The sequence below is a fragment of the Streptomyces sp. CA-294286 genome, from assembly GCF_050947155.1.
In the GTDB taxonomy this organism is placed as follows: Bacteria; Actinomycetota; Actinomycetes; order Streptomycetales; family Streptomycetaceae; genus Streptomyces.
On the sequence record NZ_CP192005.1, the window covers coordinates 3,531,117 to 3,557,674 of the forward strand.

19 protein-coding genes and 1 tRNA gene are annotated in these 26,558 nt (G+C 70.7%); 11 read left to right on the top strand and 9 right to left on the bottom strand.

Translation table 11 applies throughout. From position 1 onward, the window contains the following. Positions 1-74: 74 nt before the first annotated feature. A complete protein-coding gene (locus ACQPZG_RS20535; RefSeq protein WP_433547205.1) occupies positions 75-1,703 on the top strand; it encodes a tyrosine-type recombinase/integrase in 1,629 nt (542 codons plus the stop codon). A 54-nt stretch (positions 1,704-1,757) separates the two neighbouring features. On the opposite strand, the gene ACQPZG_RS20540 is transcribed toward ACQPZG_RS20535, so the two are convergent. The 3 genes from ACQPZG_RS20540 to ACQPZG_RS20550 all read right to left on the bottom strand — a co-directional run bounded on the left by ACQPZG_RS20540 (position 1,758) and on the right by ACQPZG_RS20550 (position 4,879). After that, on the bottom strand, positions 1,758-1,988 hold the full coding sequence (locus ACQPZG_RS20540) for a hypothetical protein (protein ID WP_433547206.1): 231 nt from the start codon (positions 1,986-1,988) through the stop codon (positions 1,758-1,760). A gap of 1,272 nt (positions 1,989-3,260) precedes the next feature. Further along, positions 3,261-3,333: transfer RNA gene (locus tag ACQPZG_RS20545), tRNA-Arg, on the bottom strand. 97 nt (positions 3,334-3,430) lie between these two features. Beyond that, positions 3,431-4,879 (bottom strand): M6 family metalloprotease domain-containing protein, encoded by a 1,449-nt coding sequence (locus ACQPZG_RS20550; protein ID WP_433547207.1) that lies wholly within the window; start codon positions 4,877-4,879, stop codon positions 3,431-3,433. A gap of 406 nt (positions 4,880-5,285) precedes the next feature. Here ACQPZG_RS20550 and ACQPZG_RS20555 point away from each other — a divergent pair, with 406 nt between their 5' ends. Beyond that, positions 5,286-5,891, top strand: a complete 606-nt coding sequence (locus ACQPZG_RS20555) for a TetR/AcrR family transcriptional regulator (protein WP_433549476.1) — start codon at positions 5,286-5,288, stop codon at positions 5,889-5,891. A gap of 78 nt (positions 5,892-5,969) precedes the next feature. After that, the gene (locus ACQPZG_RS20560) at positions 5,970-7,514 is read left to right on the top strand and encodes an MFS transporter (RefSeq protein ID WP_433547208.1); all 1,545 of its coding nucleotides are present in this window, start codon (positions 5,970-5,972) and stop codon (positions 7,512-7,514) included. A 48-nt stretch (positions 7,515-7,562) separates the two neighbouring features. Here ACQPZG_RS20560 and ACQPZG_RS20565 read toward each other — a convergent pair whose 3' ends face one another. Further along, entirely contained in the window at positions 7,563-8,090 is a 528-nt protein-coding gene (locus ACQPZG_RS20565; RefSeq protein WP_433547209.1) for a MarR family winged helix-turn-helix transcriptional regulator, read from the bottom strand. 91 nt (positions 8,091-8,181) lie between these two features. Beyond that, positions 8,182-9,222 (bottom strand): questin oxidase family protein, encoded by a 1,041-nt coding sequence (locus tag ACQPZG_RS20570; RefSeq protein ID WP_433547210.1) that lies wholly within the window; start codon positions 9,220-9,222, stop codon positions 8,182-8,184. A gap of 667 nt (positions 9,223-9,889) precedes the next feature. On the opposite strand from ACQPZG_RS20570, the gene ACQPZG_RS20575 reads away from it, so the two are divergent. After that, entirely contained in the window at positions 9,890-10,882 is a 993-nt protein-coding gene (locus tag ACQPZG_RS20575) for a sigma-70 family RNA polymerase sigma factor (protein WP_433547211.1), read from the top strand. A 344-nt stretch (positions 10,883-11,226) separates the two neighbouring features. Here the strand turns inward: ACQPZG_RS20575 and ACQPZG_RS20580 are convergent, their stop codons facing one another. Further along, positions 11,227-12,210: a helix-turn-helix transcriptional regulator gene (locus tag ACQPZG_RS20580; RefSeq protein WP_433547212.1), complete on the bottom strand. Its 984-nt coding sequence runs from the start codon at positions 12,208-12,210 to the stop codon at positions 11,227-11,229. A gap of 63 nt (positions 12,211-12,273) precedes the next feature. Between ACQPZG_RS20580 and ACQPZG_RS20585 the strand changes: the two genes are divergently transcribed. The 4 genes from ACQPZG_RS20585 to ACQPZG_RS20600 all read left to right on the top strand — a co-directional run bounded on the left by ACQPZG_RS20585 (position 12,274) and on the right by ACQPZG_RS20600 (position 18,500). After that, positions 12,274-13,950, top strand: coding sequence for an MFS transporter (locus ACQPZG_RS20585; RefSeq protein WP_433547213.1), 1,677 nt, complete (start codon positions 12,274-12,276; stop codon positions 13,948-13,950). A 222-nt stretch (positions 13,951-14,172) separates the two neighbouring features. Continuing rightward, positions 14,173-14,934 carry a DeoR/GlpR family DNA-binding transcription regulator gene (locus ACQPZG_RS20590; protein ID WP_433547214.1) on the top strand — a complete coding sequence of 254 codons (762 nt, stop codon included), beginning with the start codon at positions 14,173-14,175 and terminating at the stop codon, positions 14,932-14,934. A 286-nt stretch (positions 14,935-15,220) separates the two neighbouring features. Then, the gene (gene pfkB, locus ACQPZG_RS20595; protein ID WP_433549477.1) at positions 15,221-16,177 is read left to right on the top strand and encodes a 1-phosphofructokinase; all 957 of its coding nucleotides are present in this window, start codon (positions 15,221-15,223) and stop codon (positions 16,175-16,177) included. Between the two features lie 115 nt (positions 16,178-16,292). After that, on the top strand, positions 16,293-18,500 hold the full coding sequence (locus ACQPZG_RS20600) for a PTS fructose transporter subunit IIABC (RefSeq protein ID WP_433547215.1): 2,208 nt from the start codon (positions 16,293-16,295) through the stop codon (positions 18,498-18,500). Positions 18,501-18,811: 311 nt separating this feature from the next. On the opposite strand, the gene ACQPZG_RS20605 is transcribed toward ACQPZG_RS20600, so the two are convergent. The 3 genes from ACQPZG_RS20605 to ACQPZG_RS20615 all read right to left on the bottom strand — a co-directional run bounded on the left by ACQPZG_RS20605 (position 18,812) and on the right by ACQPZG_RS20615 (position 22,144). After that, positions 18,812-19,678: a DUF6227 family protein gene (locus ACQPZG_RS20605; protein WP_433549478.1), complete on the bottom strand. Its 867-nt coding sequence runs from the start codon at positions 19,676-19,678 to the stop codon at positions 18,812-18,814. Between the two features lie 146 nt (positions 19,679-19,824). Continuing rightward, positions 19,825-20,931 (bottom strand): P1 family peptidase, encoded by a 1,107-nt coding sequence (locus ACQPZG_RS20610; protein WP_433547216.1) that lies wholly within the window; start codon positions 20,929-20,931, stop codon positions 19,825-19,827. 22 nt (positions 20,932-20,953) lie between these two features. Further along, the gene (locus ACQPZG_RS20615) at positions 20,954-22,144 is read right to left on the bottom strand and encodes a low temperature requirement protein A (RefSeq protein ID WP_433547217.1); all 1,191 of its coding nucleotides are present in this window, start codon (positions 22,142-22,144) and stop codon (positions 20,954-20,956) included. Between the two features lie 655 nt (positions 22,145-22,799). On the opposite strand from ACQPZG_RS20615, the gene ACQPZG_RS20620 reads away from it, so the two are divergent. The 3 genes from ACQPZG_RS20620 to ACQPZG_RS20630 are packed head-to-tail and all read left to right on the top strand — an operon-like array spanning position 22,800 to position 26,557. Then, on the top strand, positions 22,800-23,045 hold the full coding sequence (locus ACQPZG_RS20620) for a hypothetical protein (RefSeq protein WP_433547218.1): 246 nt from the start codon (positions 22,800-22,802) through the stop codon (positions 23,043-23,045). 45 nt (positions 23,046-23,090) lie between these two features. Then, positions 23,091-24,227 carry an MFS transporter gene (locus ACQPZG_RS20625; protein ID WP_433547219.1) on the top strand — a complete coding sequence of 379 codons (1,137 nt, stop codon included), beginning with the start codon at positions 23,091-23,093 and terminating at the stop codon, positions 24,225-24,227. Continuing rightward, a complete protein-coding gene (locus ACQPZG_RS20630) occupies positions 24,224-26,557 on the top strand; it encodes a molybdopterin oxidoreductase family protein (protein WP_433547220.1) in 2,334 nt (777 codons plus the stop codon). Before ACQPZG_RS20625 ends, ACQPZG_RS20630 begins: the two co-directional genes overlap by 4 nt. The last annotated feature ends 1 nt before the right edge of the window (position 26,558 follow it).

The window sequence follows — 26,558 nt, forward strand, 5'->3', positions numbered from 1 at the left end:
GGCCAAGGAAGCGCCTCCTTCGCTACAGAAAGATCAGGACACGTAAGGAAAGCCCAGCTCACCAGGGGGAACCCGTGGCCTTCAAAGGCAGCACCTACAAACGATGCAAGTGCACCGCACCGAGGCTCGATGCCGACGGCAACCCCGTGCTCTCCGCCAACGGCACACCCAAGACGTACGAACTCGGCGCCGCATGCCCCCACCTCGACTCCCGCGGCCACGGGTCCTGGTACTACTACGTCCACCTCCCCGACGGCCCCCGAGGCGAACGCCGCCGTCCCCGCAAGGGCGGCTTCGTCACCCAGAAAGAAGCCGAGAAGGCGGCCCAGAAACTCTGGGACCAAGAGTCAGCCGGCGTCGACACCTCCTCGAAAGAGACCGTCGCCGAATATCTCCTGCGCTGGCACAGGAAGCGCGTCGACCTCAAGCGCGGCACCAGCGACGACTACAAGGACTACATCGACCGCGTCTTCATCCCCGCCCTCGGCCACCTCAAGCTCATCGACCTGCGCACCCAGCACATCCAGGCGATGTTCGAGGACATCTGGGCGTACAACGAGATCAAGGCCACCAACCGGATCGTCGCCCAACAAGCCGAAGCGGAAGCCGAAGCCGCCCACGCGGCGTGGAAGGCCGCCCCCAAGCCGCGCCCCCACCACTACCGCCAACGCTGGGACGCAGCCCGCGCCGCCCTCAAAGAGGCCCGAGCCCAGCCCCGACAGGACACCGGGCCCGGACGGCAGAAGAAGTACCTCGACACCCTCTCCGGGGCCCTCGCCCACGCAGTCCGAGAGAAGTCGATCACCGAAAACTGGTGCAACGAGGTCGTACTCCCCAAGTACGAAAAGCCCGAGCCGCTCGTCTGGACCGACGCCCGCATCGCCCGCTGGCGCGAGACCGGCGAAGTGCCCGGCCCCGTCATGGTCTGGACCCCCCAACAGGTCGGCGAATTCCTCGACGCCGCCGTCCACCACACCCTCTACCCGATGTGGCACATCATGGCCTTCCGCGCCCCCAGACGCGGCGAAGCCGTCGGCCTGCCCTGGGCCGAGACCGACATGGTCGAGGGCTACATCGAGATCGTCGAGACCATAGCCACCGGCGGCAACACCTACGGGTCCTACGAAGACACCCCCAAGAGCCGCGCCAGCAAACGCGGCGTCAAGCTCGACTCCGCCTCACACGCCCTCCTCCTCGCCTGGCGCGACGTCCAGCAGGAACAACGCTTGGAGTGGGAAGCCAAGCACCGCGAAGACCCGGAAAAGTACGGACCCTACGTCGACAGCGGCAAGGTCTTCACCATGGCCGACGGGCGCCCCTGGAACCCCCGCAACGTCAGCCAGACCTTCATGCGCCTCATCAAGCGCCTCGGCCTCCCGCCCATCCGCCTCCACGACCTCCGCCACTGCGCCGCATCCCTCAGCCTCGCCGCCGGCCTCTCCATGAAGGCCATCCAGGCTCTCCTGGGCCACTCCTCCTACTCCCTCACCGCAGACACGTACACCTCCCTCATGCCGCAGTTTGCGACGGAAGCCGCCGACGCCCCCCTCGGCCTTGTACCGCGCGCAGGCCAGGCACCCCCGCCCGAACCCCCGACACCCGACCCGGAAAAGGCCCGAGCAGCCTCAGCAGGCCACGCGCCCACCAAGCTCGCCCTCGTCCCCGAGAAAGGCGACCAACCCGCGCTCGACCAGGTGGCCTGAACGGCGAAGAGGAGGGGCCTGCACGGTGCGGGCCCCTCCTCAACACTCAAACGGTCATCGACGGCGCTTCACCCACGCCACGGCACCGGCGATCACCGGGGCCAGCACGGCCCCCACCATGTGCTCGGCCACGATCGGCCCCACGAACTCCGCCGATGCCTGCACGGCGGCGCCCAATTCCTCCTGGTGAACGCCCACGGCGTAGCCACAGACCAGCGCGGCGAACACCGCCACCGGCCACGGCGCACCATCGTTTTCGGCTCGGCATAAGGGCATACTGCCCATGACTGCTCCTCTCTGTTGGTGAGCGGGTGGTCCCGCCGGGCCCTTGCCTCCGTCGAAAGTTGCTCGGGCCTGGCGGAGTCTTAGGTCTTCGGGTCTGCGCTGACGGACGCTTCGAGTGCCGCCAACCGGCGAGTGAGGTCACGAAGTTGGGCCGCCATCTCCTCCGCCGTGCTGTGGAGCGGCACACTGACGCGCCGAATCGGCGTGCCCCAGGGCCCCTGCTCCGAGCCTCCTGCTCCGGGAAAGGGGCCGATCACGAACACCCCTGACACGTCGCCTAGGCCGTTGGCCTCCTCCATAGCCCTGGAGACCCAGCGCAGTTCCTTTTCTAGGCCAGCCCGCTCTGAGGGCATAGGCGAACCATCAGAACCTTCTGCGGGGGGAGTTGTACCCGGTGGAACGGAAAACTCTTCTCCGCACCGCTCGCCTGGTGTCCTGGATTGCGCATCCTGCCCCCCGAGCCGCCTGGAGCAAAGCTTGCACAGCGCGCCACCGACATCGAGTCGCGAACCGCTCTCGAAGGGCCGTTGACAGCTCAAGCACGACTTCTCTGTAGCTGGGGTCTCGGCTCCCTTCGCCGCGGCTGAGTACCAAACAGGGAGCGGTACGGGAACTTGGCATGTCCCGCAAAGCCCGTCGCCAGCGAAGATCTCACGCGTCTCGTGGAACCGACCGCACTCCACGCAGTACGTCTGGTAGGGACGCAATCCTCCGTCTCGCCAGTCTTCAGAGGGATGAGATAGCCGAGGCATGGGCGGGTGGTGGCGGCGATGCTCTCGCGCGGAAGCGACTCTGAGGACTTCGCTCCATGCCTCGTTCAGAACCCGGCGCGCAGCGTCTACGTTCCCATCCTGATCGGGGAGCTCCGAGGGGCGGTTGGCGTAGCGAGCATGTGCGGCTTGCCTTGAGATCCCCAAACTGGCTCCGATGTCATCCCATGTTGCGCCCTCGGCCCTCTCCAGGTGCACCGTGCGCTGCATGACCAGGTCTGCGAGGCGCGACAGGCGCTGCGCGACGAGCAGGGCGTCTGCGCCGTGTTGTCGTTCCTGCATGCGTCCCCCTGTGAGATCGCTCCCGTGCCTGTCAATCAGCCCAGACAGAAGTGTCAACGATGGGTTGCATTGCTGTCAGTCAGTTCGGACAACTCGTACGCCAATACCGTGGAAACCCCCTGTCCCCCGCCTGTCCCCCGGGGCACGCAAAGGGCCCTCGGGGATCTTTCCCGAGGGCCCTTTGTGATGCTCTACACCCTGTTGACCTGGTGTTTCTCTGTGCCCCCGGCAGGATTCGAACCTGCGACACCAGCTTTAGGAGAGCTGTGCTCTATCCCCTGAGCTACGGAGGCGACACTGCCCCTGAGGACAGCTCAGGACAGGTTAGCGGATGGACGGTGCGGCTCGCTCGAAGGGGAGGGCGTTGCGGGGTCGGGGGCGTGCCGGGGGTCAGGGGCGGGTGATGCGGATGCGGTGGTTGCCGGAGGCGTCGCGGTCCAGGACGTCGATGCGGACGCCGCGTTCGGCGTCGATGAAGGAGGCGCCGGGGGTGAAGGCGGCGTCGGAGAGTTCGAGGTGGACGTTGGGGCGACGGGTGCAGCCAGCGCTGCCCGGAGTGTGGTCGGCGACGGTGATGGGGCCGTTGCCGGTGTCGACGTCGGCGTCGACGCGGTAGATGAGGACGCCGGGCTTGCAGACGGCGTCGTCGTTGCCGGCGCGGGTGCGGACCTCGACGGCGTAGCCGGTCTTGGGGGTGAGAGGGACGAAGGCGAGTTTGCGGCCGTCGGTGGGGGAGGCGAGGGGCGCCAGTGAGAGGTCGGTGGTGCCGCTCGCCGCGGCGCAGCCGACCTGACGGCTGTCCAGCCAGCCGAGCTTCCACTTGTGCCAGCCGAGCATGTCGTTGTTGGCGCCCCAGTCCTCGGACATGATGTCCCAGTGCCCGACCGAGCCGCCGCCGTCCTCGGTGTAGAGGTCGGGCAGGCCGAAGACGTGGCCGTTCTCGTGCGGCAGGACGCGGAAGCCGGTTTCGGCGTACGAGCCCGACCCGTCGTCCTGGCGGCTGTAGACGAACGACGTGTTGGCGAGCGGGACGCCGTCGGCCACGGGCGCGTCGTGGTTGCCGGAGAAGGTGACCGACAGGACCGTGTCGAGGGCCGAGGGGCCGGCGTTCGGGGTGACCAGGATGTTCACCAGGTCGTAGGCGGAGAAGTCGACCCGGGGGTCGGCGAGGGACACGATGTCCCGGACGAGCTGCTGGTAGCCCGGCTCGAAGGGTGCTCCGCGCTCTATCCCGTACTCGGAGAAGGCCAACGGCATGCGAAGCCACTCGGTGACCGGGGCCTCGGGAACGTAGCGCAGGCGGCCGTAGCTGCTGGCGTCGAACCAGGCGGCGGTCTGCGGCGCGAACTCCTGGAAGCGGTCGAGCGCGCTGCCCTGCCCGGGGGCGTCCGGAAAGTCGATCATCAGGTTGAGAGCCCGCACCTCGCCCGTCGAGCGGGTGTAGCCGGAGGGCGTGGGCATGCCCTCCGACATCTGGATGCCCCGGGTGCCGGTGAGGCGGCAGGGCCGGGCCGCCGCCTCGGCCGCTTCGAGGGAGCCGGGCGGGCCCGCGGGTTCCGTTCTCGTACGGATGAGGCCCGGCGCGTCGGCGGTGTCGGCGGCGCGCGGGGTTCCGGAAGGGCCCCAGGAGGCGCGGCCGGGGCCGACGAGGGGGGCGCTCGCGGTGGCCGCGGCGGCGAGGGCGACGGCGGTCAGGGCGCTGAGAGCACGGGGATGACGCGGGCGGGATGAGCGACGGGTGCGGCGGGCGGTGCGAATCCCCCGGAGCGGGGCGCGGTGGGATCCGGGGGACGGATGGGGGCCGTCGGGTATGTCGGGGCGGGGGCGGGAGTGCTGCATCGAGGTCGCCTTCCGCTCCGCGCAGCCCTGTCCGTGCCGTTCCGGACAGTCCCGACTGCTCCTGTTCGCCCACCTTCCGGCGGGGGGCGCGACGGCGCGCGTTGGGTGGGCCGATGGTGGGTTTCCGGCGGCGCCCGTGTGAGGTGAGTCACATTGAATGGGTGGCACCAGGTGGAAATAAACGGGGAGCGTCTCCCCGTTTGTAGGTGAGACCGCGGAAAACGGGGAGGACGTCCCCGTTTCAGTGCGGCCCGTTCCGCGCCCCCGTGCGGGAGCGGCAGCCGGAAGGAGAGTCGTGGCCCCCAGCGAAACCGGTACCTCCGGCGCGCGCAGCGGCGCGTGCGAGGAGGCGCGGAGCGGTGCGTCCGTCGCGCAGAGGCGTGGCGGTCGTCCGCGCGCCGACGCGCTGCGCAACCGGGAGCGCATCGTCAGCGCGGCGCGCGAGATGCTCGTCGAGTTCGGGCCCGACGTGCCGCTCGACGAGATCGCCCGCCGGGCTGTCGTCGGCAACGCCACGCTCTACCGGCACTTCCCCGACCGCAAGGACCTCGTCCACGAGGTCGTGGTGTCCGTGCTGTCCCGCACGGCGGAGATCGCCGAGTCCGCGGTCATGGAGATCGCCGAGGAGCGGGGCGACGCCTTCGGAGCGCTGCGGCGCTTCGTGCACGAGGCCGCCGACGAGCGGATCGGGGCGCTGTGCCCCATGCTCTCCGAGGGCTTCGACGCACAGCACGCGGATTTGCTCGCCGGACGCGAACGCCTCGAAACGGCCGTCGGAGACCTGATGGGCCGGGCCCGCAAGGCCGGCCGCCTCCGCGGCGACGTCGCCGTCGGAGATCTCATGGTGGCGCTGTCGCAGCTCACCCGCCCGCTGCCCGGCAGCGGGTGCGTGGACTTCGACCAGTTCGTCCACCGCCACCTGCAACTGTTCCTCGACGGCCTCGAAGCTCCCGCACGCTCCGCACTCCCCGGCTGCGCGGCAACCCTCAAGGACCTCCGCCGACCCCAGTAGAAGTACGACCGTCCGCTCCCTCGCCGGCGCGGCACATGTCCCTTTTTTCTGTCTTCACCTCCCTAGGCGGCTACTCCCATGCCAAAAACAGACCTTCCCCTGTCGAAGACGGGGACCGCGACACCGGATCCCCTCCGCTGGAGAGCGCTCGTCTTCATCGCGCTCGCCCAGCTGATGGTGGTGCTCGACGCAACGATCGTGAACATCGCGCTGCCCTCGGCGCAGCAGGACCTCGGCATCTCCGACGCCAACCGCCAGTGGGTCATCACCGCCTACGCGCTCGCCTTCGGCGGGCTGCTGCTCTTCGGCGGACGGCTCGCCGACCTGTGGGGCCGCAAGCGCGTCTTCGTCATCGGCCTGGCCGGTTTCGCGGCGGCCTCCGCGCTCGGCGGCGCGGCGTCCGGTGAGGCGATGATGCTCGGCTCCCGGGCCCTCCAGGGCGTCTTCGGCGCCCTGCTGGCACCCGCCGCGCTCTCCCTGCTGGCCGTGACGTTCACCGACGGCAAGGAGCGCGCCAAGGCCTTCGGCATCTTCGGCGCCATCGCGGGCGGCGGCGGTGCGGTCGGCCTCATCCTGGGCGGCTTCCTCACCGAGTACCTGAACTGGCGCTGGACCTTCTTCGTCAACATCCCCTTCGCGGTGGTCGCCGGCGTCGGCGCGTACTTCGTCGTCCGCGAGCCGGCCGGTGGCCGCAACCGCTCCCCGCTGGACATCCCCGGCGTCGTGCTGTCCACGGCCGGCCTCGTGGCCCTCGTGTACGCCTTCACGCTCGCCGAGACCGAGGCGGACGGCTGGACGGCCACGATGACTCTCGGGACCTTCGCCGCCGCCGTCGTCCTGCTGGGCGCCTTCGTGGCCGTCGAAGCGAACGTCAAGCACCCGCTGCTGCCGCTGCGCGTCCTGCTGGAGCGCAACCGGGGCGGGGTCTACCTCTCGCTCGGACTCGCCGTCATCTCCATGTTCGGGCTGTTCCTGTTCCTGACGTACTACCTCCAGATCGTCAAGGGGTACTCGCCGGTCATGACCGGCTTCGCGTTCCTGCCGATGATCGTCGGCATGATCACGGGCTCCACCCAGATCGGCGCCCGCCTGATGACCCGGGTGCCGCCGCGCCTGCTGATGGGGCCGGGCTTCCTGACCGCCGCGCTCGGCATGCTGCTGCTCACGCAGCTGGAGATCGGTTCCTCGTACGCCGGGCTGATCCTGCCCGCGCAGCTGCTGCTGGGCCTCGGCATGGGCACCGCGTTCATGCCGGCCATGTCGCTGGCCACGCACGGCGTCGAGGCGCGGGACGCCGGAGTCGCCTCCGCCATGGTCAACACCTCGCAGCAGGTGGGCGGCGCGATCGGCACCGCCCTGCTGAACACCATCGCGGCCAGCGCCACGACCGCGTACGTCGCCGCCCACGCGGCCGGCGCCTCCAGTGAACAACTGCTCCAGGCGCAGGCCATGGTGCACGGCTACGCCAGTGCCATCTGGTGGGCGGTCGGCATCCTCGTCGTCTCGGCCGGTATCGCGTTGGCGCTGATCAACACCGGACGGCCGGGCACGCACCCGGTGGCCTCCGGCGGTCAGGGCGCGGGCGCCGAGGACGAGCTGAGGGTCCCGGTGGTCGCGCACTGACCCGTACCGGACCGGGTGCTGCCCCGGTTCCGCCGAGGAGGTGCGTCCTCAGCGGAGCCAGGGCAGATCCGCGCCCGTGCCCGTCGGCTCCAGGCCGTCGGCGATCGTGCACATGATCTCGCCGAGCTGCCGCACCTGTTCGGGGCTCAGCCGGTCGAACATCGCCCTGCGTACGAGTTCGACGTGCCCCGGTGCCGCCTGCACGAGGACGCGGTGGCCCTCCTCGGTGAGGAAGGCGTTCTGTCCGCGCTTGTCGGAGGGACAGTCCTGACGGCGCACCCAGCCGTTCTTCTCCAGCCGGGCGACCGCGTGCGAGAGCCGGGAGCGGGTGATCTTGGCGTTCTTCGCCAGCTCGGTCATCCGCAGTTTGCGGCCCGGGGCCTGGGCGAGCTGTACGAGCAGTCCGTAGTAGACGTGCGGCATGCCCGCGTCGCGCTGGAGCTGGCGGTCCAGGGTGTCGTCGAGGAGGGTGGTGGCGTGGACGTACGCGCGCCAGACCCGCTGCTCCTCGTCGTCGAGCCAGCGCGGCCCGGCCGGGGACGCCTCTGCGCGGGTGGCGTTCTTCTCGGTGCTCATGCAATCCACTGTACGACCATCTACTTGAAGCTTAAACTAGAGTGCGGGGTGTGCCGTGCGCACGCCTTCCCGCCCTCCCGGGGGCACGTCCTCAGACCGGTGCTTCGGTCAGTTCGACGGCATGGAGCACCGCGTCCAGGGCCCGCTCGTCGCCGACGTCGAGTGCGGTGTCGGCGAACTTGATCACGTGCTCGTCACCGTGTGCGGCCGCCCGCTCGAAGACTTCCTCGGAGGTGAGCGAGCCCGTCCCGTGCGGACGGTACGGGAGTGCCTCGCGCGGCGCGTACATCGCCGTCACCGCGGCGGAGGCCGTCCACGCCGCGTGCAGGCTCGGCGTCCACAGGCGCCGCGGCAGGGCGGGCAGGGCGCGCAGTACGGCGTTGGGCGCGGTGGCGGCGTGCACCAGCATCGTCGCCTCGCCGTGTCCGTGCGTGGCGTACCGGTGGACGGCCGCCCGTACGAGCTCGGCCAGCTTCACCCGCGCCTCGTCGGGCGTCGCCGGGGACGCCGCCCACACAGGCATCCGGGTGACGCGTGCGAGGCGGTCCGGGAAGCCTCCGTCGCGCACAGCGATGGGCGGCACCGCGTCGAGGGCGCGGACGGCGTCGGCCGCCTCGGGCAGCGGAAAGGCCACCGGGGCGGGGTGGTGGCGGGCGGCCCAGTAGCCGAGACCGTGCGCGAGTTCCGCCAGCCGGGGTGCGGTCGCACCGGCGGCCACCCGGCCGCTTCCTCCTTGCGCGAGCAGGCCGCGCACCGCGTGGCCGACCCGGATCACCGGGTGCGTGGAACCGCCGTACATGCCCGGCAGCAGTCGCGGCCACCATGCGGCGAGTACGTCGCGCCAGGGCCGCTGTGCGAGCTGCTCGTGGAAGTACGCGATCCAGTCGGCGGCCCTGCGCGGGTCGCCCAGCGCCTGTGGCCAGTTCTCGTGCGTCACGCACGCGTGGGCGGCGGGGAACTCCTCCAGCTTGCGGGCGTAGAGGTCGAGCCAGCGGTGCACGGCGGTGGCCCGGCCCCGGGCGGCGAGCGCTTCGACGGCCATCGGCGCGTGGTTGGAGAGCCGGCCGAGCCGCTCCGGACCGGAGGCGTGCAAGCGGGTCAGGGCCTCGTCGTGTATCCCGGTGGTGTCCATGCGGGGGACAGTAGGCGCCAGGTCTGCGCTCCGTAACGGACCGCAGACCTAGGGCGCGGGACGGGGGCGCGCCCAGCCGGTGGCCCCTGGTCTCGTCGGCCCGGTGAAGCCTGGTGATGCCCGCGTGCGCACGGTGCAGGCCCCCGCCCCTGAGGGCCGCCGCACCGGAGCGTGCCGATCCCCGGCCGCCCCCGCCCCGGCGCGCAGCGCTCGACCGCCTCCACGGAAGGACCCTGCGCGGCCTCGGGGCGGAACGGACCGCTCGTCCCGTTCCGCGCAGGCCGGGCGGTCCGGAGATCGCGAGCAACCCTCAGCGGGCGGGGGCCGTCTTCAAGGTGGAAGAGCAGCCGCGGACGACCCTCGTCGGACGCGAAGCGGCTGGGAGGAACGTGATCGAGGTCTCAGGGATGAAGTGGCCGTAAAACTCCGCGAGCTCCGTCAGATCCGCCGCCACACCTGCTCTGACCTGCGTTTCTGGGGTGATTTGAGGCAAGATTCCGCCGTGGCGGGGCGACAGGGTACTGCAAGATCAGGAAATTGAGTGCGGGTGCGGGGAATTCTGTCCCGATTCCAACCGTTGGATCCATTGGAAGCGGGGAACCCGGAAGGTGTCCCGGTAGCCACAGTCACACCACACGCGACCTACTCACGCAAGGGAGCACCAAGCATGGCAACCCGTGCCGTCGCCCGTCGGTCCACCGGATCGACCCGGGCCAGCAGCGTTCGCGCCGTAGGCGGGGAGATCGCCGACCGCGACCTGGTCGGCATGTACCTCGACGAGATCGCACGGACGCCACTGCTCGACGCCGCCAAGGAAGTGGAGCTGTCCCAGACCATCGAGGCCGGTGTGTACGCACGCCAGATCCTCGACGGCGAGATCGCGGACTCCGCAGCCGCCGGTGCCTCACGCGAGGAGCTGGAGGCGCTGTACGAGGCGGGCGAGCGCGCCAAGGACCTGTTCATCCGGTCCAACCTCCGCCTCGTCGTCGCCGTCGCCCGACGCTACCCGCGCAGCGGCCTGCCGCTGCTCGACCTCATCCAGGAGGGGAACGCCGGCCTGGTCCGCGCGGTCGAGAAGTTCGACTACGCCAAGGGCTTCAAGTTCTCCACGTATGCGACCTGGTGGATCCGCCAGGCCATCACCCGCTCCATCGCCGACCAGTCGCGCACCATCCGCCTGCCCGTCCACCTCGTGGAGGAACTGGGCCGGATCCGGCGCGTGCAGCGCGAGTTCAACCGGGAGAACGGGCGCGACCCCGAGCACGAGGAGATCGCGCGTGAGCTCGACTCCAGGCCGCAGCGCGTCAGCGACGTGCTGGACTGGGCGCGTGACCCCGTCTCGCTGAACATGCCGGTCGACGACGGCGGTGACACGCAGTTCGGCGACCTGTTGGAGGACACCTCCGCGGTGTCTCCGGAGCAGTCGGTGCTGTCCATGCTGCGCAGTGAGGAGCTCGAAGACCTCATCGGGAAGCTCGACGAGCGCACGGCGTCGATCATCCGTATGCGGTACGGCATCGAGGACGGCCGGGAGCGCACGCTCACCGAGGTCGGCAAGGAGCACGGGCTGACCCGCGAGCGGATCCGGCAGATAGAGAAGCACGCCCTGCTGGAGCTCAAGAAGATGGCCCGCGACACCGGCTTCGACGCGGCGGCGTAACTGCGCCTGCTGCGGCGGGCAGGGAGGACGGACCAGGACGCGGGGGTGCCGCGCCGCGGTGTCCTTTCCGGGACGGGGCTCGGCGCACCCACGGCGCCGGACTTGCCGGGGGCCGCGAACAACTGCGCCGTACGGGCGGAGGGGCGCCCCCCTCTGGCCGTAGGGGGCGGATTCTCGTCGTAGAGCGCGAGGGGTCGCGCCGCAAAGGCAGCGCGAAGGGATCGCGCCGCAGCGAACAACTGCGCCGTACGGGCGGAGGGGCGCCCCCCTCTGGACATAGGGGGCGGATTCTCGTCGTAGAGCGCGGGGGATCGCGCCGCAAGGGCAGGGGGTCAACTGGCCGTTCACTCCTGCCGTATGGCGACCGCCCTGCGGATCCTGTTGCCGAGCGACGTCAGGCAATCCACCAGCTCCGGCGGCTCCTGCACGGTGAACTCGCAGCCCAGCATGGCCAGTCGGACCCCCAGCCACTCCACCGAGTCCCCGAAGTCCGTCTCCAGTCGGCAGCTCTCGTCGCCGGTGGCCACCGGCGCCCCCAGCGAGGCAGGCAGCCGTGCCGCCACGAACTCCGCGGACGCGTCGAACGTCGCCACGAGACGGTACGACTCCGGCCGCCCGGCACCCATCCTGTGCATCGACTGCCGCAGGAAGTCCGCCGCATTGCCCGTCGGGACCCCCCGCGGCACGAACCGCGCTCCCGTGGCGAAGGGGGCGCTGACCCGATCCACCCGGAAGGTGCGCCAGTCCTCGCGGTCGATGTCGTAGGCCACCAGGTACCACCGGCGCCCCGTGCTGACCAGGCGGTGCGGCTCGACGAGGCGCTTGGACGCCGTACCGTCGCCCGAACGGTAGCCGAACCGCAGCCGTTCCTGGCCGGCCGCCGCTCCCGCCATCACGGTCAGCGTCCGCGGGTCGATGCTCGCGCCGTCACCGTCGGTCAGCGGGATGGTGGCGGCCTGGAGCGCGGCCACCTGGTGGCGCAGCCGCGACGGCAGCACCTGCTCCAGTTTGGCCAACGCCCGTACCGACGCCTCTTCGATGCCCTCCACGGCGTGCCCGGCGCCGGCCCGCAGTCCCACCGCGATGGCCACCGCTTCCTCGTCGTCGAGGACCAGCGGGGGCATCGCCTTGCCCGCCACCAGGCGGTACCCTCCCTCCGCGCCCATCGACGCCTGGACGGGGTAGCCCAGGTCGCGGAGCCGGTCGATGTCCCTGCGAACCGTGCGGCGCGAGACGTCGAGCCGGGTCGCCAGTTCGCTGCCCGGCCATTCGCGGGGCGTCTGGAGCAGCGAGAGCAGTTGCAGCAGCCGTGCCGGTGTGTCCGTCATAACGCCAAGGATGCGCGCGATGTGGGCCATAGCGTGTCCTACATAAGGACTAACGTCTGCGACATGACTCCAGCACCCCCGTCGGAGACCCCCGCAGGGTCTCCGATACCCGCCGTCGCCGCTCCCGCCGTCACCCCCGCCTCCGCTTCCGCCGCCGGTCCCGCCCCGACGGGCGCTGCACCCGCCGACCGCCGCCGCTGGTTCGCGCTCGCCATCGTGATGACCGCCGCCTTCATGGACCTGGTCGACGTCACGATCGTCAACATCGCGATCCCCAGCATTCAGGGCAGCATCGGCGCATCCTTCAGTGCGATCCAGTGGATCACCGCCGGTTACGCCCTCGCGTTCGCCGCCGGGCTCATCACGGGCGGCCGCCTCGGTGACATCTACGGCCGGAAGCGGCTGTTCCTCATCGGCATCGGCGGCTTCACCGTAGCCTCGGCGCTCTGCGGTTTCGCCGCGAGCCCCGACATCCTGGTCGCCTCGCGCATCCTCCAGGGAGCGACGGCGGCGCTGATGGTCCCGCAGGTGCTCTCCATCGTGCACACCACCTTCCCCGCCCACGAGCGCGGCAAGGTCTTCGGCCTGTTCGGCGCGATCGTGGGACTCGGCGCGGTGATGGGCCCGCTGCTCGGTGCGCTGCTCACCGAGTGGAACCTCTTCGGTCTGGAATGGCGGCCGATCTTCCTGATCAACCTGCCGGTCGGCATCGCGGGCCTGATCCTGGGCCACAAGTTCATCACCGAGTCCAAGGCGCCCCGGGCCCTCCGCCTGGACCTGCCGGGCGTCGCCCTGGTGACCCTCGCTCTCCTCGCGCTGATCTACCCCCTGATCCGGGGCCGCGAGCTGGACTGGCCGGTGTGGGGTTACGTGTCCATGGCGTGCAGCCTGGGCGTGCTCGCGGTCTTCGTCGCGTACGAGAAGGCGAAGACGCGTCGGGACGGTTCTCCGTTGGTCGAACTGTCGCTGTTCAGGGTGAAGAGCTTCGCCGCGGGCATCGCCGTGCAGCTCACCTTCGGAATCTTCACCGGCATCTTCTTCATGGTGTGGACGCTGTACATGCAGATCGGGCTCGGCTGGAGCGCGCTGCGCGCGGGCGTCACCGGCATCCCCTTCTCGATCGCGGTGTCGGTGGCCGCGGGCCTCTCGGTGCAGAAACTGGTGCCGCGCTTCGGGCGCAAGGTGCTCCAGGCGGGTGCGCTGACGATGGCGGTCGGCATGCTGCTGTACATCTTCGAAGCGCGTCACTTCGGCGCGGACATCACCTCCTGGCAGATGGCGCTGCCGCTGGTCGTGATGGGCCTCGGCATGGGGCTCATCGTGGCGCCGCTGACGGACGCGGTGCTCTCCGAGGTGCCCAAGGAGCACGCGGGCTCGGCGTCCGGGCTGATCAACACGACCGGGCAGACGGGCAACGCGTTCGGCATCGGTCTGGTGTCGGTGGTCTTCTTCGGGCTCGTCGACGACAAGGTCGAGGCGGCCCGGGGCGCGCAGAGCGCGGTGCCCACGGCTTACGCGGAGGCCTTCCAGAACGCGATGGGCTGGGTCGTGGGCGTCATGGTCGTGATCTTCCTGCTGATGTTCGCCCTGCCGAAGAAGACGGCACGGGACGAGGGCGGGCCGGACGCGCCGACCGGCGCCGGGGACGCGGGCGACGTACCCGGCGGGTTCGACGTACCCGGCACCCCCGCCACGCCCGGTGCGACGGGCGGTGAGAAGGAAGCTGCGCTGACTGTGTGAGCGACGTAGCGCGGGGGCGGAGGCCCGTGCCGGTCCGGAAACGGACCGGCACGGGCCTCCGCCCCTTTCGGTTTGTCCAACGGTGCTGGTCTGTCACCCGAACGGTGCCGTCTGTCGCCCGAACGGTGCCGACGGATGCCCGAATGGGTTTACTTGCCTTCGGCTCGGGCGTACCCTGGCGCTAAATCCACAAGTTCGGGCATGGAACGGACGTAAAGCCACATGTACGCACCGGAGCGTCAGCAGGAGATCCTCCGTCTCGCCCGCGAGGGCGGGCGGGTCGACGTGCTCTCGCTCGCGGACACCTTCCAGGTGACCGCCGAGACCGTACGACGCGACCTGAAAGCCCTCGACAGGGCCGGTCTGCTGCGCCGCGTGCACGGTGGCGCCATTCCTGCCGGACGGCTCGACTTCGAGCCCGACCTCGCCGAACGCGAGTCGACCGCCGCCGACGAGAAGGACCGCATCGCGCAGGCCGCGACCGCCGAACTGCCCGACGAGGGGAGTGTCGCCCTCGACGCGGGCTCCACCGCGGCCCGGCTGGCCGCCGCCTTCCCGTTGGAGCGCGGGCTGACCGTCGTCACGCACTCCCTGCCGGTCGCCGCCCGTCTCGCCGACCACCCCGGAATCGACCTGCACCTCGTCGGGGGCCGGGTCCGCCACCGTACGCGCGCGGCCGTCGACGCCTGGGCGCTGCGGGCGTACGGCGAGATCCGCGCCGACGTCGTCTTCCTCGGCGCCAACGGCTTCTCCCTCGCCCACGGTCTCACCACTCCCGACCTCGCCGAGGCCGCCGTGAAGCGAGCGGTGATCGCCGCGGGGCGCCGGGTGGTCCTGCTCGCCGACTCGGCGAAGCACGGACAGGAGCACTTCGCACGGTTCGGCAGCCTGACGGACGTGGACCTGCTGATCACCGACACGGAACTGAGCGCGGCGGACACCGCAGCCATCGAAGCGGCCGGAACCGAGGTCCGACGTGTCTGAACAGCCCCACAGCGGTGACAACCCCGGCGCGGCCGACCGGTCCCGCGCGGCACGCCCGCCCGAATCGCAGGACCGCCCCGGTGCGGCCCGCCCGCCCGAATCGCAGGACTGCTCCGGCGCGGCCCGCCCACCCGAAGTGCAGGACTGCCCCGGTGCGGCCCGCCCGCCCGGCGCGGTGGACCGCATCGACGCAGTGGAACGCCCCGGTCCGGTGGACCTGATCGGGGCGATGGAACGACCCGGCGCGACGGACCGGTCCGGTGCGCCCGAAACGAGTGCGAGCCCCATGATCCTCACCGTCACCCCGAACCCCAGCCTGGACCGCACCTACGAGGTTCCCGCCCTCATGCGCGGCGAAGTCCTGCGCGCGACCTCCGACCGGATGGACCCGGGCGGCAAGGGTGTCAACGTCTCGCGTGCGGTCGCCGCCGCCGGTCACCGCACCCTTGCCGTCCTCCCGCTGGGCGGCGCGCCCGGTGCGCTGGTCGCCGAACTCCTGGGCGCCGAGGGCATCGAGGTCGCCCCCGTCCCGGTGGCCGGGCAGACCCGCTCCAACATCGCCGTCGCCGAGCCCGACGGCACCCTCACCAAGATCAACGCGACCGGCCCGGAGCTGACCGTCACCGAGTCGGAGGCCCTGCTGACCGCGGTGCGCACCCACTCGGCCGACGCGGACTGGATCGCCTGCTGCGGCAGCCTGCCACGCGGGCTCGGCCCTCAGTGGTACGCCGCTCTGGTCGCCCGCGCGCACGAGGCGGGCGCCCGGATCGCACTCGACACCTCCGGGCCCTCCCTGCTCGCCGCCCTGCGCGAACGCCCCGACGTGGTCAAACCGAACGTCGAGGAGCTCGCCGAAGCAGTTGAGCGACCGCTCAAAACTGTGGGGCAGGCGCTCGAAGCGGCCGAGGAACTGCGCAGCCGGGGCGCACGCGCCGTACTCGCCAGCCTGGGCGCCGACGGTCAACTCCTGGTCGCGGACTGCGGTGCGTACTTCGGCCACGCGCGCGTGCAGGCGGTACGCAGCAACGTCGGCGCCGGGGACGCCTCGCTCGCCGGGTTCCTCGCCGCGGGCGGCGAAGGCCCCGGGGCACTGGCGGCGGCAGTGGCGCACGGCGCGGCGGCGGTACAACTGCCGGGCAGCGTGATGCCGACCCCGGACGACCTGGACCCCGCGGGCGTGACGGTCACGGCGGACGTCCCGCTGGACCGCGTACTGACAGAACCCGCGGAGTACGCGCGATGAGCGCGGCAAGCGCGTGGAGCGCCGGGCACGCGGTGCGTGTTCCCGTGCGCCCTGCCCCCACCCCTGCCCCCACCCCCGCCTTCCCCGATTCCGCATCCGTGCGAAGGAGCCCGCGATGAGCCAGATGATCACCGCGGACCTGGTCGACCTCGACCTGGCCGCCGACAGCAAGCAGGAGGCGGCCCGTTCACTGGCCGCCCGGATGGCGGGGCTCGGCCGGGTCACCGACCTGGACGGGTTCCTCGCCGACGTCGCCGCGCGCGAGGCGCAGATGCCGACCGGCCTGGAGGGCGGCATCGGCATCCCGCACTGCCGCAGCGCACACGTCACCGAACCCACGCTGGCTTTCGGCCGCAGCGCCGCCGGGGTCGACTTCGGCGCCCCGGACGGACCGGCCGACCTGATCTTCCTCATCGCGGCCCCGGCGGGCGCGGACGACGCGCATCTGACGATCCTCTCCAGCCTGGCGCGATACCTGATGAACGCCGAGTTCACGGCTGCACTGCGGGCGGCGGGCGACGCGGAGTCGGCGGCCGCACTGATCCGCGGGGACGTCCCGCCCGAGGCGGCGACCGCGGCTCCGGCACCCACGGCACCCTTGGCTGCCGCGACGCCGACACCCGCCGCGCCTGCTGCACCCGATGCGCCTGCCGCACCCGCCGCACCGGCCGCACCGGCCGCACCGGCCGCACCCGCCGCCGGCGAGGCTCCTCCCGCAGCGGACGTCCCTCCCGCAGGGGAGACTTCTCTCGCAGGGAAGGCTCCTACCGTGGGGCAGGCTCCTCTTTCAGGGGAGGCTCCGTCCGCAGGCGAGGTTCCTCTCGATGCGGAGGCGGCCGAGCCCTTCCGTATCGTCGCCGTCACCTCCTGCCCCACCGGCATCGCGCACACCTACATGGCCGCCGAGGCCCTGGAGCAGGCCGGCAACCGGGACGGTGTCCTGCTCACCGTCGAGCCCCAGGGCTCTTCCGGCTTCACCCGTCTCGATCCCGCCGTGATCGCCGCCGCCGACGCGGTGATCTTCGCGCACGACGTGCCGGTACGGGACCGCGAGCGGTTCGCCGGCAAGCCGACGGTGGACGTCGGGGTGAAAGCAGGCGTCAACCGCCCACTGGAACTGATCGCCGAAGCCCGACAGAAGGCCGCCCGCGGCGACCTGTCGACCGCGTCTGCGAAGGGCAGCCCGGTCGAGGAGTCGGGCGAGGTGGGGGAGGGGTACGGCGCCAAGCTGCGCAAGTGGCTGATGTCCGGCGTGAGCTACATGGTGCCGTTCGTCGCGGCCGGCGGGCTGCTGATCGCTCTCGGTTTCGCCATCGGCGGTTACCAGATCGACAAAGCGCCTTCCGTCATGGAGCACTTCGCGTGGGGCGATCACACCAGCTGGGCGGCGCTGCTGTTCCAGATCGGCGGTCTCGCGTTCGGCTTCCTGATCCCGGTGCTCGCGGGATACATCGCGTACGGAATGGCCGACCGGCCCGGACTCGTGCCCGGCTTCGTCGGCGGCTCGATCGCGGTGACCATCAAGGCCGGTTTCCTCGGCGGACTGGTGGCGGGTCTCCTCGCCGGCGCGGTCGTCATGGCCATCCAGAAGCTGCGCGTCCCGGCCGCCCTGCGCGGGATCATGCCGGTCGTCGTGATCCCGTTGCTGTCGTCGATCGTCGTCGGCTTCCTGATGTTCCTGGTGATCGGCGAACCCATCGCCACGCTGCAGTCGGCGCTGACCGACTGGCTGTCCGGGCTCAACGGCAGCAACGCGGTCGTCCTGGGCATCGTGCTCGGCCTGATGATGACCTTCGACCTCGGCGGCCCCTTCAACAAGGTCGCCTACACGTTCGCCATCGGCGGCCTCTCCGCCGATGCGAGCGACGGCAACCTCAAGGTCATGGCCGCCGTGATGGCCGCGGGCATGGTTCCGCCGCTCGCGATGGCGCTGGCCACCACGGTGCGCGGCAAGCTCTTCACCAAGACCGAGCGGGAGAACGGCAAGGCCGCCTGGGTACTCGGGGCCTCCTTCATCACCGAGGGCGCGATCCCGTTCGCGGCGGCCGACCCCCTGCGCGTCATCCCGGCCTCCATGGCGGGCGGCGCGGTGACCGGCGCGCTGACGATGGCCTTCGACAACACCCTGCGCGCCCCGCACGGCGGCGTCTTCGTGGTCCCGCTGATCGGCAATCCGCTGCTCTACGTGGTGGCGATCGCGGCCGGTGTCGGCGTCACGGCGGGCCTGGTCGTACTGCTGAAGGGCATGCGCGAACAGCCCGCAGCCGCCGCCGGACACGAGGCGGCGACCGAGCCCGACGCGAAGGTGACCGTCGCGGCCTGACTCCGGTGCCGTACCACCACGCGCACGGCGCCGGTTGCTGCATGCCCCGCCGCCACGCGCACGGTGCGGCATGCCGTACCACCACGCGCACCGCCCCGGTTGCTGCATGCCGCCACGCGCACGGTGCGGACGGCGGGCGAACGGTCGACCGGGCTGGTCAACGCGCTCGGTGGCCAACGCGCCCGCCGGTCAACCCGCCGGGTGATCGACTGCCCGGTGTGCCACGCGTGCGGGGGTCGACCGTCGGTGCCCACCCGGTGGTCGACCGTCCGGCGTGCCGTGTGCCCGTGTGCCCGTGGGGCAGCGACCGGTCAGCCCACCCGCCCGCGAGGCTCCATCGCCTCGCGGGCGGTCCGTTCGTCGGCGTACACCTCACACATGTGGCGGCCGTCGGGGGTGGCCGTGTGCTCGACCTCCCACACGCTGGCCTCACTGCCGTCCATCAGCAGAAACGCGTGCTCGTAGAGCGTGAACCCCACCGCCCTCCCCTTGATGCGGCACTGCCGGCCGTACACCTGCGTGATCTCGTGCGCCAAGGCGTCCGCGAGCAGCCGGGCGGTCTCCGGGCCGGGCCGGTCCGCGTTCTCCGCGCGGCGCAGGACGCGGCGCGCGTGGTCGGCCGACTCGTCGGGAACGAATGCACGCCTGGCCTGCCGGTGCGGATGGGCCAGCAGTCCGGCCAGCGTCTCCAGGTCCGTCTCCACCCCGCCCGTCTGACCGCACGACAGATCGTCGGAGAAGCCGTCGCAGAGGTCGTCGGAGAAACCGTGGGGCGAGGCGAAGCCGGCGGAGACGTCCCCGTACTCCGAGGGGAGCGGCAGGTCGGCCGCGGGAGAACCGGCTTCCCCCGGCAGTCGATTGGCGGCGAGCCTGGCCTCGCCCACGTCGACGTACAGCTCGTGCTCGGTGCTGCGGTCACGTCCGGCGTTGTGCACCAGCTCCCAGAGAGTGAGGGAGGAGCCGTCGGCCAGCAGGAAGGCGTGCCGGTGCAAGGACCGGCGCAGTCCGGCGCTGTGGTGCGAGGAACGCAGCGACGAACTGTGCGCCAAGGCCGTCTCCAGCCGCTCCACGGTCTCGTCGGGCAGGTCGAAGGAGTTCAGCGCGCGGCCCAGGAGCTGTCCGAGGTGATCCTCGGTCGTTTCGAGGCCGTCGCTCTCGTACTCGTGCGGATCGTTCAAGGACTTCTCCAGGCCGTCGCCGCGGGTAATGCTCGTGGTACTCAAAGTAGCCACTAGGTCTGACATCGCGCCCCGGTTTGCAGGAAAACGAAGGGCGGCCTACGCGAGGTTCCCGCAAACCGCCCCGGTTTTCCTCCGGTTCCCGATCACCGGGATGCGGCATACAGGTCCTGGTACGCGGGGAAGACCCCGCCCGGCCCGTCGACGCCCGAAGCGACCCGCACCGCCTTCACGATCGCCCTGGTCACCGTGTCCGCCCCGGCCGCCAGCACCTCGTTGACAGCGACCGCGGTCAACTGCTGCACAAACGCCGGTTCCTGAGGCCCCGACAGCAACGGAACGTCCCCAGTCGACAGTGCGAACACCGTGTCCCCGTCCGTCAGCAGGTGTACGGGCCGCAGGGCGCGCGCGAAGCCGTCGTGCGCCGTCCCCGCGAGCTTCTGCGCCTGGGCACGGGTCAGTCCGGCGTCGGTGGCGACGACGGCGAGGGTCGTGTTCAGCGGCGGACGCACGGACGCTGCGTTCCTGCGACCCGACTCCTCCTGCGCCGCCCGTACGCGCCGCAGCGCCTCCCGATGAACCTCCTCGGAGGGATAGGCGACCCGTCCCTGGAGGTACTCCCCGTACAGCACCCCGGTCAGCGGGTCCACCGCCGAACCCGCCGCGTTGACCACCACCAGCGCCGCGACCGTCGCCCCGGAGGCCAGCCGCACGCTCGCCGTGCCGACGCCGCCCTTCAGTCCGCCGACCACCGCCCCCGTACCGGCCCCGACCACGCCCTGCTCGACCGGGGCGCCCACCTCGGTGGCTGCGGCGGACGCCACGGCAGCCCGTCCTGTCGACGCGTTCGGTCTGGCCCGCCAGTCGCCGCCGCGCCCCAGGTCGAACACGCACGCCGCGGGCACCACCGGCACCACCTGGGCCGGATCGAGCCCGATCCGGAAGCCGCGTCGCTGCTCCTCCAGCCAGCCGACCACGCCCGAGGCGGAGTCGAGCCCGTACGCACTGCCCCCGGTCAGCACGACGGCGTCCGTGCGCTGCACCAGGTTGCGCGGATCCAGGGCGTCCGTCTCCCGTGTGCCGGGGCCGCCACCCCGTACGTCCACAGCGGCGACCGCTCCCCCTTCGGGGGCGAGGACGACGGTGGTGCCGGTCAGGGCGTGCGCTGCCGCCACGCGCGCGTGGCCGACCCGTAGTCCGGCCACGTCCGTCAGCGCGTCGTTCGGTCCCGGCTTGCCGGTGAGGTCTGCCATGGTGCCCTGCGTATCACGCCACTTAAGGCTTGCGAAGGGTGTCGGAGTCGGGCCTGGCGGACAGCGACACGCCGATGGCCACGCTTGCCGACATGACCAGGCCGGCTGCCAGCACCCCCCAGTTGCCCAGGAAGGTGCAGGACAGTACGGCGAGCACCGTCACCGGCATCAGCGCCTTCTCCGCACCGTCCCGCTTGAAGTGGCGTGCCTGTAGCAACCAGCTGGTGAACAGGAACAATGCCGTCGGGACCGTCACCGCGCCGGTCGCCGCGACCGGGGAGATGTGCGCCTGCCCGGTCACCTGCTCCACCGCCACCTCGATGCCCGCGCCGATGGCCGCTGCCGACCCGAGGATGAGCAGGTGGCCGTACCCCCACTGCACCGCCCGCCGCATGGAGGTGAGGCGTTCCTGCGCGGGGACGGCGAAGTAGATCCACCAGGCGGCGAAGACGATCAGCAGGCCGCCTCCCGCGATCGACAGCAGTTCCCCCAGCGCCTCGTGCTCGTCCAGGCCCTCCTGCACGGCGATGGTGGCGGCGGTGACCGTCTCACCGAGGACGATGATCGTGAACAGGCCGTAGCGTTCGGCGACGTGGTGCGGGTGCCAGGGGGTGTGGAAGCCCCGCTCGGCGACGAGCGGCACGCTCAGCTCGGCGGCGGCCAGCACCAGGAAGAGGGAGAGACGCGCGCCGTCCGGCACGAACAGAACGACGAACCACCCCACCTGGACGAGCGCGAGGCCGACGGCGTACTTGAGGGCGGTGGCGCGCTCGGCCCCGGTGTTGTGCCGGGCGACCCGCAACCACTGGCAGGTCATCGCCAGGCGCATCACCACGTAGCCGGCGATGCAGACCGCCCAGTCGCCGTCGTCGAAGGCGCGCGGCACCCCGGCCGCCAGCACCAGGACGCCCGCGATCTGCACGAGCACGGCCAGCCGGTAGAACACGTCGTCGTTGTCGTACGCGGAGGCGAACCAGGTGAAGTTCACCCACGCCCACCAGATGGCGAAGAAGACCAGGAAGTAGCCGAGGACGCCCGACCCGAAGTGCCCTTCCGCGAAGGCGTGCACCAGCCGGACCCCGGCCTGGGCGACGGCGACCACGAAGCACAGGTCGAAGAACAGCTCCAGGGGGGTGGCGGAACGGTGCTGCTCATGGGGGCTGCGCGACGTCATCCGGCGCAGTAGCCCGGTGGGCGCGGTGGGGTGGCTCATGCGTACCAAGAGACCAGAGGCGGCGGCCGAGCGCGCGCGGAGGCGACTCAAAAGGGGGTCGCCCGCCACTCGTGCTCTTTTGCGAATGTAAACACAAATGCATCAATGACTTCAGGACTGAGAGAGACCCGACCTCAGGTCAGAGGAGAGGAGGTGCGTTCTCGGCGTCGAAGAAGGGCCCTTCGGTTCTTTGGTGAGGACCATTGCGCGCCGCCGCGGCACCTCGGCAGGAGTGCAATGGAGACACAGCGACGAAGCAGAAACGGAAGGTGCGGACGATGACCACAGCCCCCGTGGACACGAAGGCGACCGACACGTACGCAGCGGACGCCTGGGACGGCTTCACCGACGGTCCGTGCGCGAAACCGTCGACGTCTGCGACTTCGTCCAGCGCAACTACACCCCGTGCGAAGGCGACGCCGCCTTCCCGTGTCGTCCGCGTCGGCATCCACGGCAGGGCGACCGCTGAGCACGCCGGCGAAGGCCGGGCCGGAGGAGTGCATCCACACGGCCGGGTCGGCCCCACCGCGCGCACCGCCGCCGTCTGGCGAAAACCCCTGTCGATGTTCTCCGAGGAGAACAGCAGGGGCGTCTACGACGTCGACATATCGATGCCTGCTTCGTCACCTTCCTCGTCGGCTGCCCGCTGTGCTGCTTGTACTGCCACAACCCGGACACCATGCGGATGCGCGGCGGCAGGCGGTACGCGGCGGACGACATCGTCGCGGAAGCGGCCAAGTACGCGACGTTCATCCGCGCGGCGGGCTTCCACAAGCTGGGCGAGGCGACATGGGATGCCCTGGGGAAGACCTTCCCCCTCCGCGCCACCCCCTCTCCCGGCCCGGCGCAGGTCGCGGCCGCCCGCGCGATCTTGGCAGCACACGGCCTGTGCGCCATATGAGTCACCCGGCGGGTGAATGATCCATGTTCGTCCTAATTTGAGTGAGTGACCGAGCCCCTGCCCTCGCCGCCACCCGCACCCCCCTCCCCGAGCCCCGACGGCACGGGAAGGTCATCGGTGGACGCCACCCCCTCGTTGCCCTCCGCCTCCGCCGCCCCGCCCTCCGTCACGCGAAGAGCGACGCTGGCCGGCACCGTGGTCTCCGTACTGCTGGTCCTCGCCATCTACTTCGGCAGCCGAATGCTGAGGGACTTCGACTCCGCACTCCTGCCGTACGCGGTGGCCACCGTCTTCCTCGCCTTCGGCGTCGCCTACCGGTACACCGTCTGGGTCTCCGCCCCCGGCGCCCGCCGCCTCTTCACCAAGGGCTGGAGCAGCCTCTTCTCCGCCGAGAACTTCCGCAAGGCGCCCACCGCGCTGCCCAGGATGATCGCCACCTACCTCGGCTTCCAGAAGTTCCTCGGCGCCCGTTCGCACGCCCGCTGGGCGGCACACCAGCTCATGTTCTGGGGCTGCCTGCTGGCCGCCGCCATCACCTTCCCGCTCACCTGGGGCTGGTTCACCTTCACCTCCGGCAGTGGCTCGGGCCCCGGCTACGAGATGCGTGTCTGGGGCGTCAAGGTCCTCGGCTTCAACTCGGCGAACATCCTCGGCTGGCTGATGTTCCACGGCCTCGACATCGCCGCCGTCCTGGTCATCCCCGGCGCCTCGTACTTCCTGTGGCGACGCATGAAGGACCGCGGCGCGATGACCGGCCAGCGGTTCGCCTACGACCTCGTACCGCTCATCGCACTGATCGTCATCTCGGTGACCGGCCTGCTGCTCACCTTCTCGTCGATCTTCCTGCACGGCGGCGGCTACGAGTTCCTCGCGCTCCTGCACATGGTGTCGGTGGTCTTCACGCTCATCTACATCCCGTTCGGGAAGTTCTTCCACATCGTGCAACGGCCGGCCGCCGTCGGCATGCAGCTGTTCAAGTACACCGCCCGGCAGAAGGACGAGGTCTTCCGCTGCCGCCGCTGCGACACCCTCATCGACACCGCGCCGTACGTCGAGAACCTCGAAGCCACCATGCGCGACCTGAAGCTCGACTTCGCCCAGTGGGCCGAGTACTGCCCGCGCTGCAAGCGCGAGCTGCGCGGCAACGCCTACCTCTCGCACGTCAAGAAGGGCTTCAAGTGACCGCGCAAGACGTCCCGCTGGGACCGACCGTACGGGCGCACGTCCCGCTGGACCCGTCCATCGCCCCTCCCGGCACCCGTGGCTTCCGCGACGCCGGCGGCATTCCGGCGGACCAGTGGCACGCCGACCAGAACGGCGAGACCCTCGTGCCCACCCACTGCTGTTTCTGCGGCGTGCAGTGCGGCATGTACCTGCGTGTCGACAAAGGCGGCAAGGTCTTCGGCGTCGAACCGCGCAACCACGACATCAACCGGATGCGGCTGTGCCCGAAGGGCATCAACGCCTACCAGCAGGTCAACCACCCCGACCGGCTCACCGCGCCCCTGATGCGCCGCTCCCGCGACGAGGAGTTCCGTGAGGTCTCCTGGGAGGAGGCCCTCGACTTCACGGCGTCCGAGGTGCGCCGCATCCAGCAGGCGTACGGGAACGACGCGTTCGGCGTACTCGGCGGCGCGAGCCTCTTCTCCGAGAAGACGTACCTCGTAGGCAAATTCGCCCGGGTCGCTCTCAAAACACGACATGTCGACTACAACGGTCGCCTGTGCATGGTCTCCGCCGCCGGCGCCAACAAACTCGCCTTCGGCATCGACCGAGCGGGCAACCCGTTCTCCGACATCCTCCTCACCGACTGTCTGCTCATTGCCGGCTCCAACGTCGGCGAGTGCTTCCCGGTGATGACCCAGTACCTGTGGGGCGCCCGGGACCGGGGGGCCACACTGATCGTCATCGACCCGCGCGAGACCGCCATCGCGCGTACCGCCGACATCCACGTCGCCCTCAAGCCCGGCACCGACGCCGCGTTCTTCAACGCGGTCCTGCACGTCGTGGTACGGGAGGACCTCGTCGACGAGGCGTACCTGGCCGCCCACGCCACCGGCTGGGAGGAGGTCAAGGCGAAGGTCGCCGAGTACCCGCCGGAACGCGCCGCCGAGATCTGCGGGATCCCCGCCGCGCAGATCGTGCAGGTCGCCCGTACCTTCGCGAACGCCGGCAAGGCGATGGCCTGGCACGCACGCGGCATCGAACACCACTCGCAGGGCGTCGAGAACTGCCTGACCGTCATCAACCTGTGCGTCGCCACCGGCCACATCGGCAAACCGGGCGCGGGTTACGGCACCATCACCGGCCAGGGCAACGGGCAGGGCGGCCGCGAACACGGCCAGAAATCCGACCTGCTGCCGGGCGGACGTTCCATCATGAACGAAGAACATCGCCGGCAGATCTGCGAGATCTGGGGCATCGAGGAGTCCGAGCTACCGCCCGCCGGCACCTCGATGATGGAAATGGTCTGGCAGATGCAGCGCGGCGAGATCCGCGGACTGATCGGCGTCTGCAACAACCCCTTCGTCTCCCTCCCCAACTACCGGGTGGTGAAGGAGGGGTACGACGCGACCGAGTTCCACGCCCAGTTCGACTTCTTCCTGTCGGAGACAGCGGCCAACGCGCACGTCGTCTTCCCGGTCACCACCTGGGCCGAGGACGAAGGCGTGATGGCCAACGCGGAGGCCCGCGTCGTCAAGCACAACAAGGCCCAGGAGCCTCCGGCCGGCGTCCGCACCGACACCTGGGTGATGTGCCAGCTCGCCCAACGCCTCGGAACGGGTAACAAATTCGCCTTCGCCGGGTCCCGCGAGGTCTTCGAGGAACTGCGCACCGCCTCCGCCGGCACCGTCAACGACTACTACGGCATCACCTACGAGCGACTGGAAGAGACCGGCGGCATCGCGTGGCCCTGCCCGGACACCGACCACCCCGGCACCCCGCGCCTCTTCGAGGACGGGACGACCTACCACCCCGACGGCAAGATCCATCTCCAGGTCGTCGAGTGGCACCAGCCGATGGACCCCTACGACGACGACTTCCCCATGTCGCTCACCACCGGCCGCACCGTGGCGCACTTCCTCTCCGGGAACCAGACCCGGCGCCTGGGCGCCCTCGTCGAGCAGACCCCGCGTCCGTGGGTGGAGGTGCATCCCTCGCACGGGTTCAGGAACGGCGACCCGGTGCGCGTCGTCACGCGGCGGGGGAGCGCGGTCTTCCCGGCGCTGGTGACGGAGGCGATCCGCCCCGACACCTTCTTCGTTCCCTACCACTGGCCCGCCCCGACGGCCGCGAACGTCCTCACCATTGACGCCCTCGACCCCCGGTCCAAGATCCCCGAGTACAAGGTCTGCGCCTGCCGCATCGAGCGCGCGGACCATGTCGACGAGGTCCCGGGACCACCGGTCGCCCCCGGCCACCAGGCGTACCCGGAGACCCAGGTCTCCCGCACCGACATCCTGCCGCCCACCGCCCCACAGGGCCGGGCGACCGCAGAAGAGAGGCGCTGAC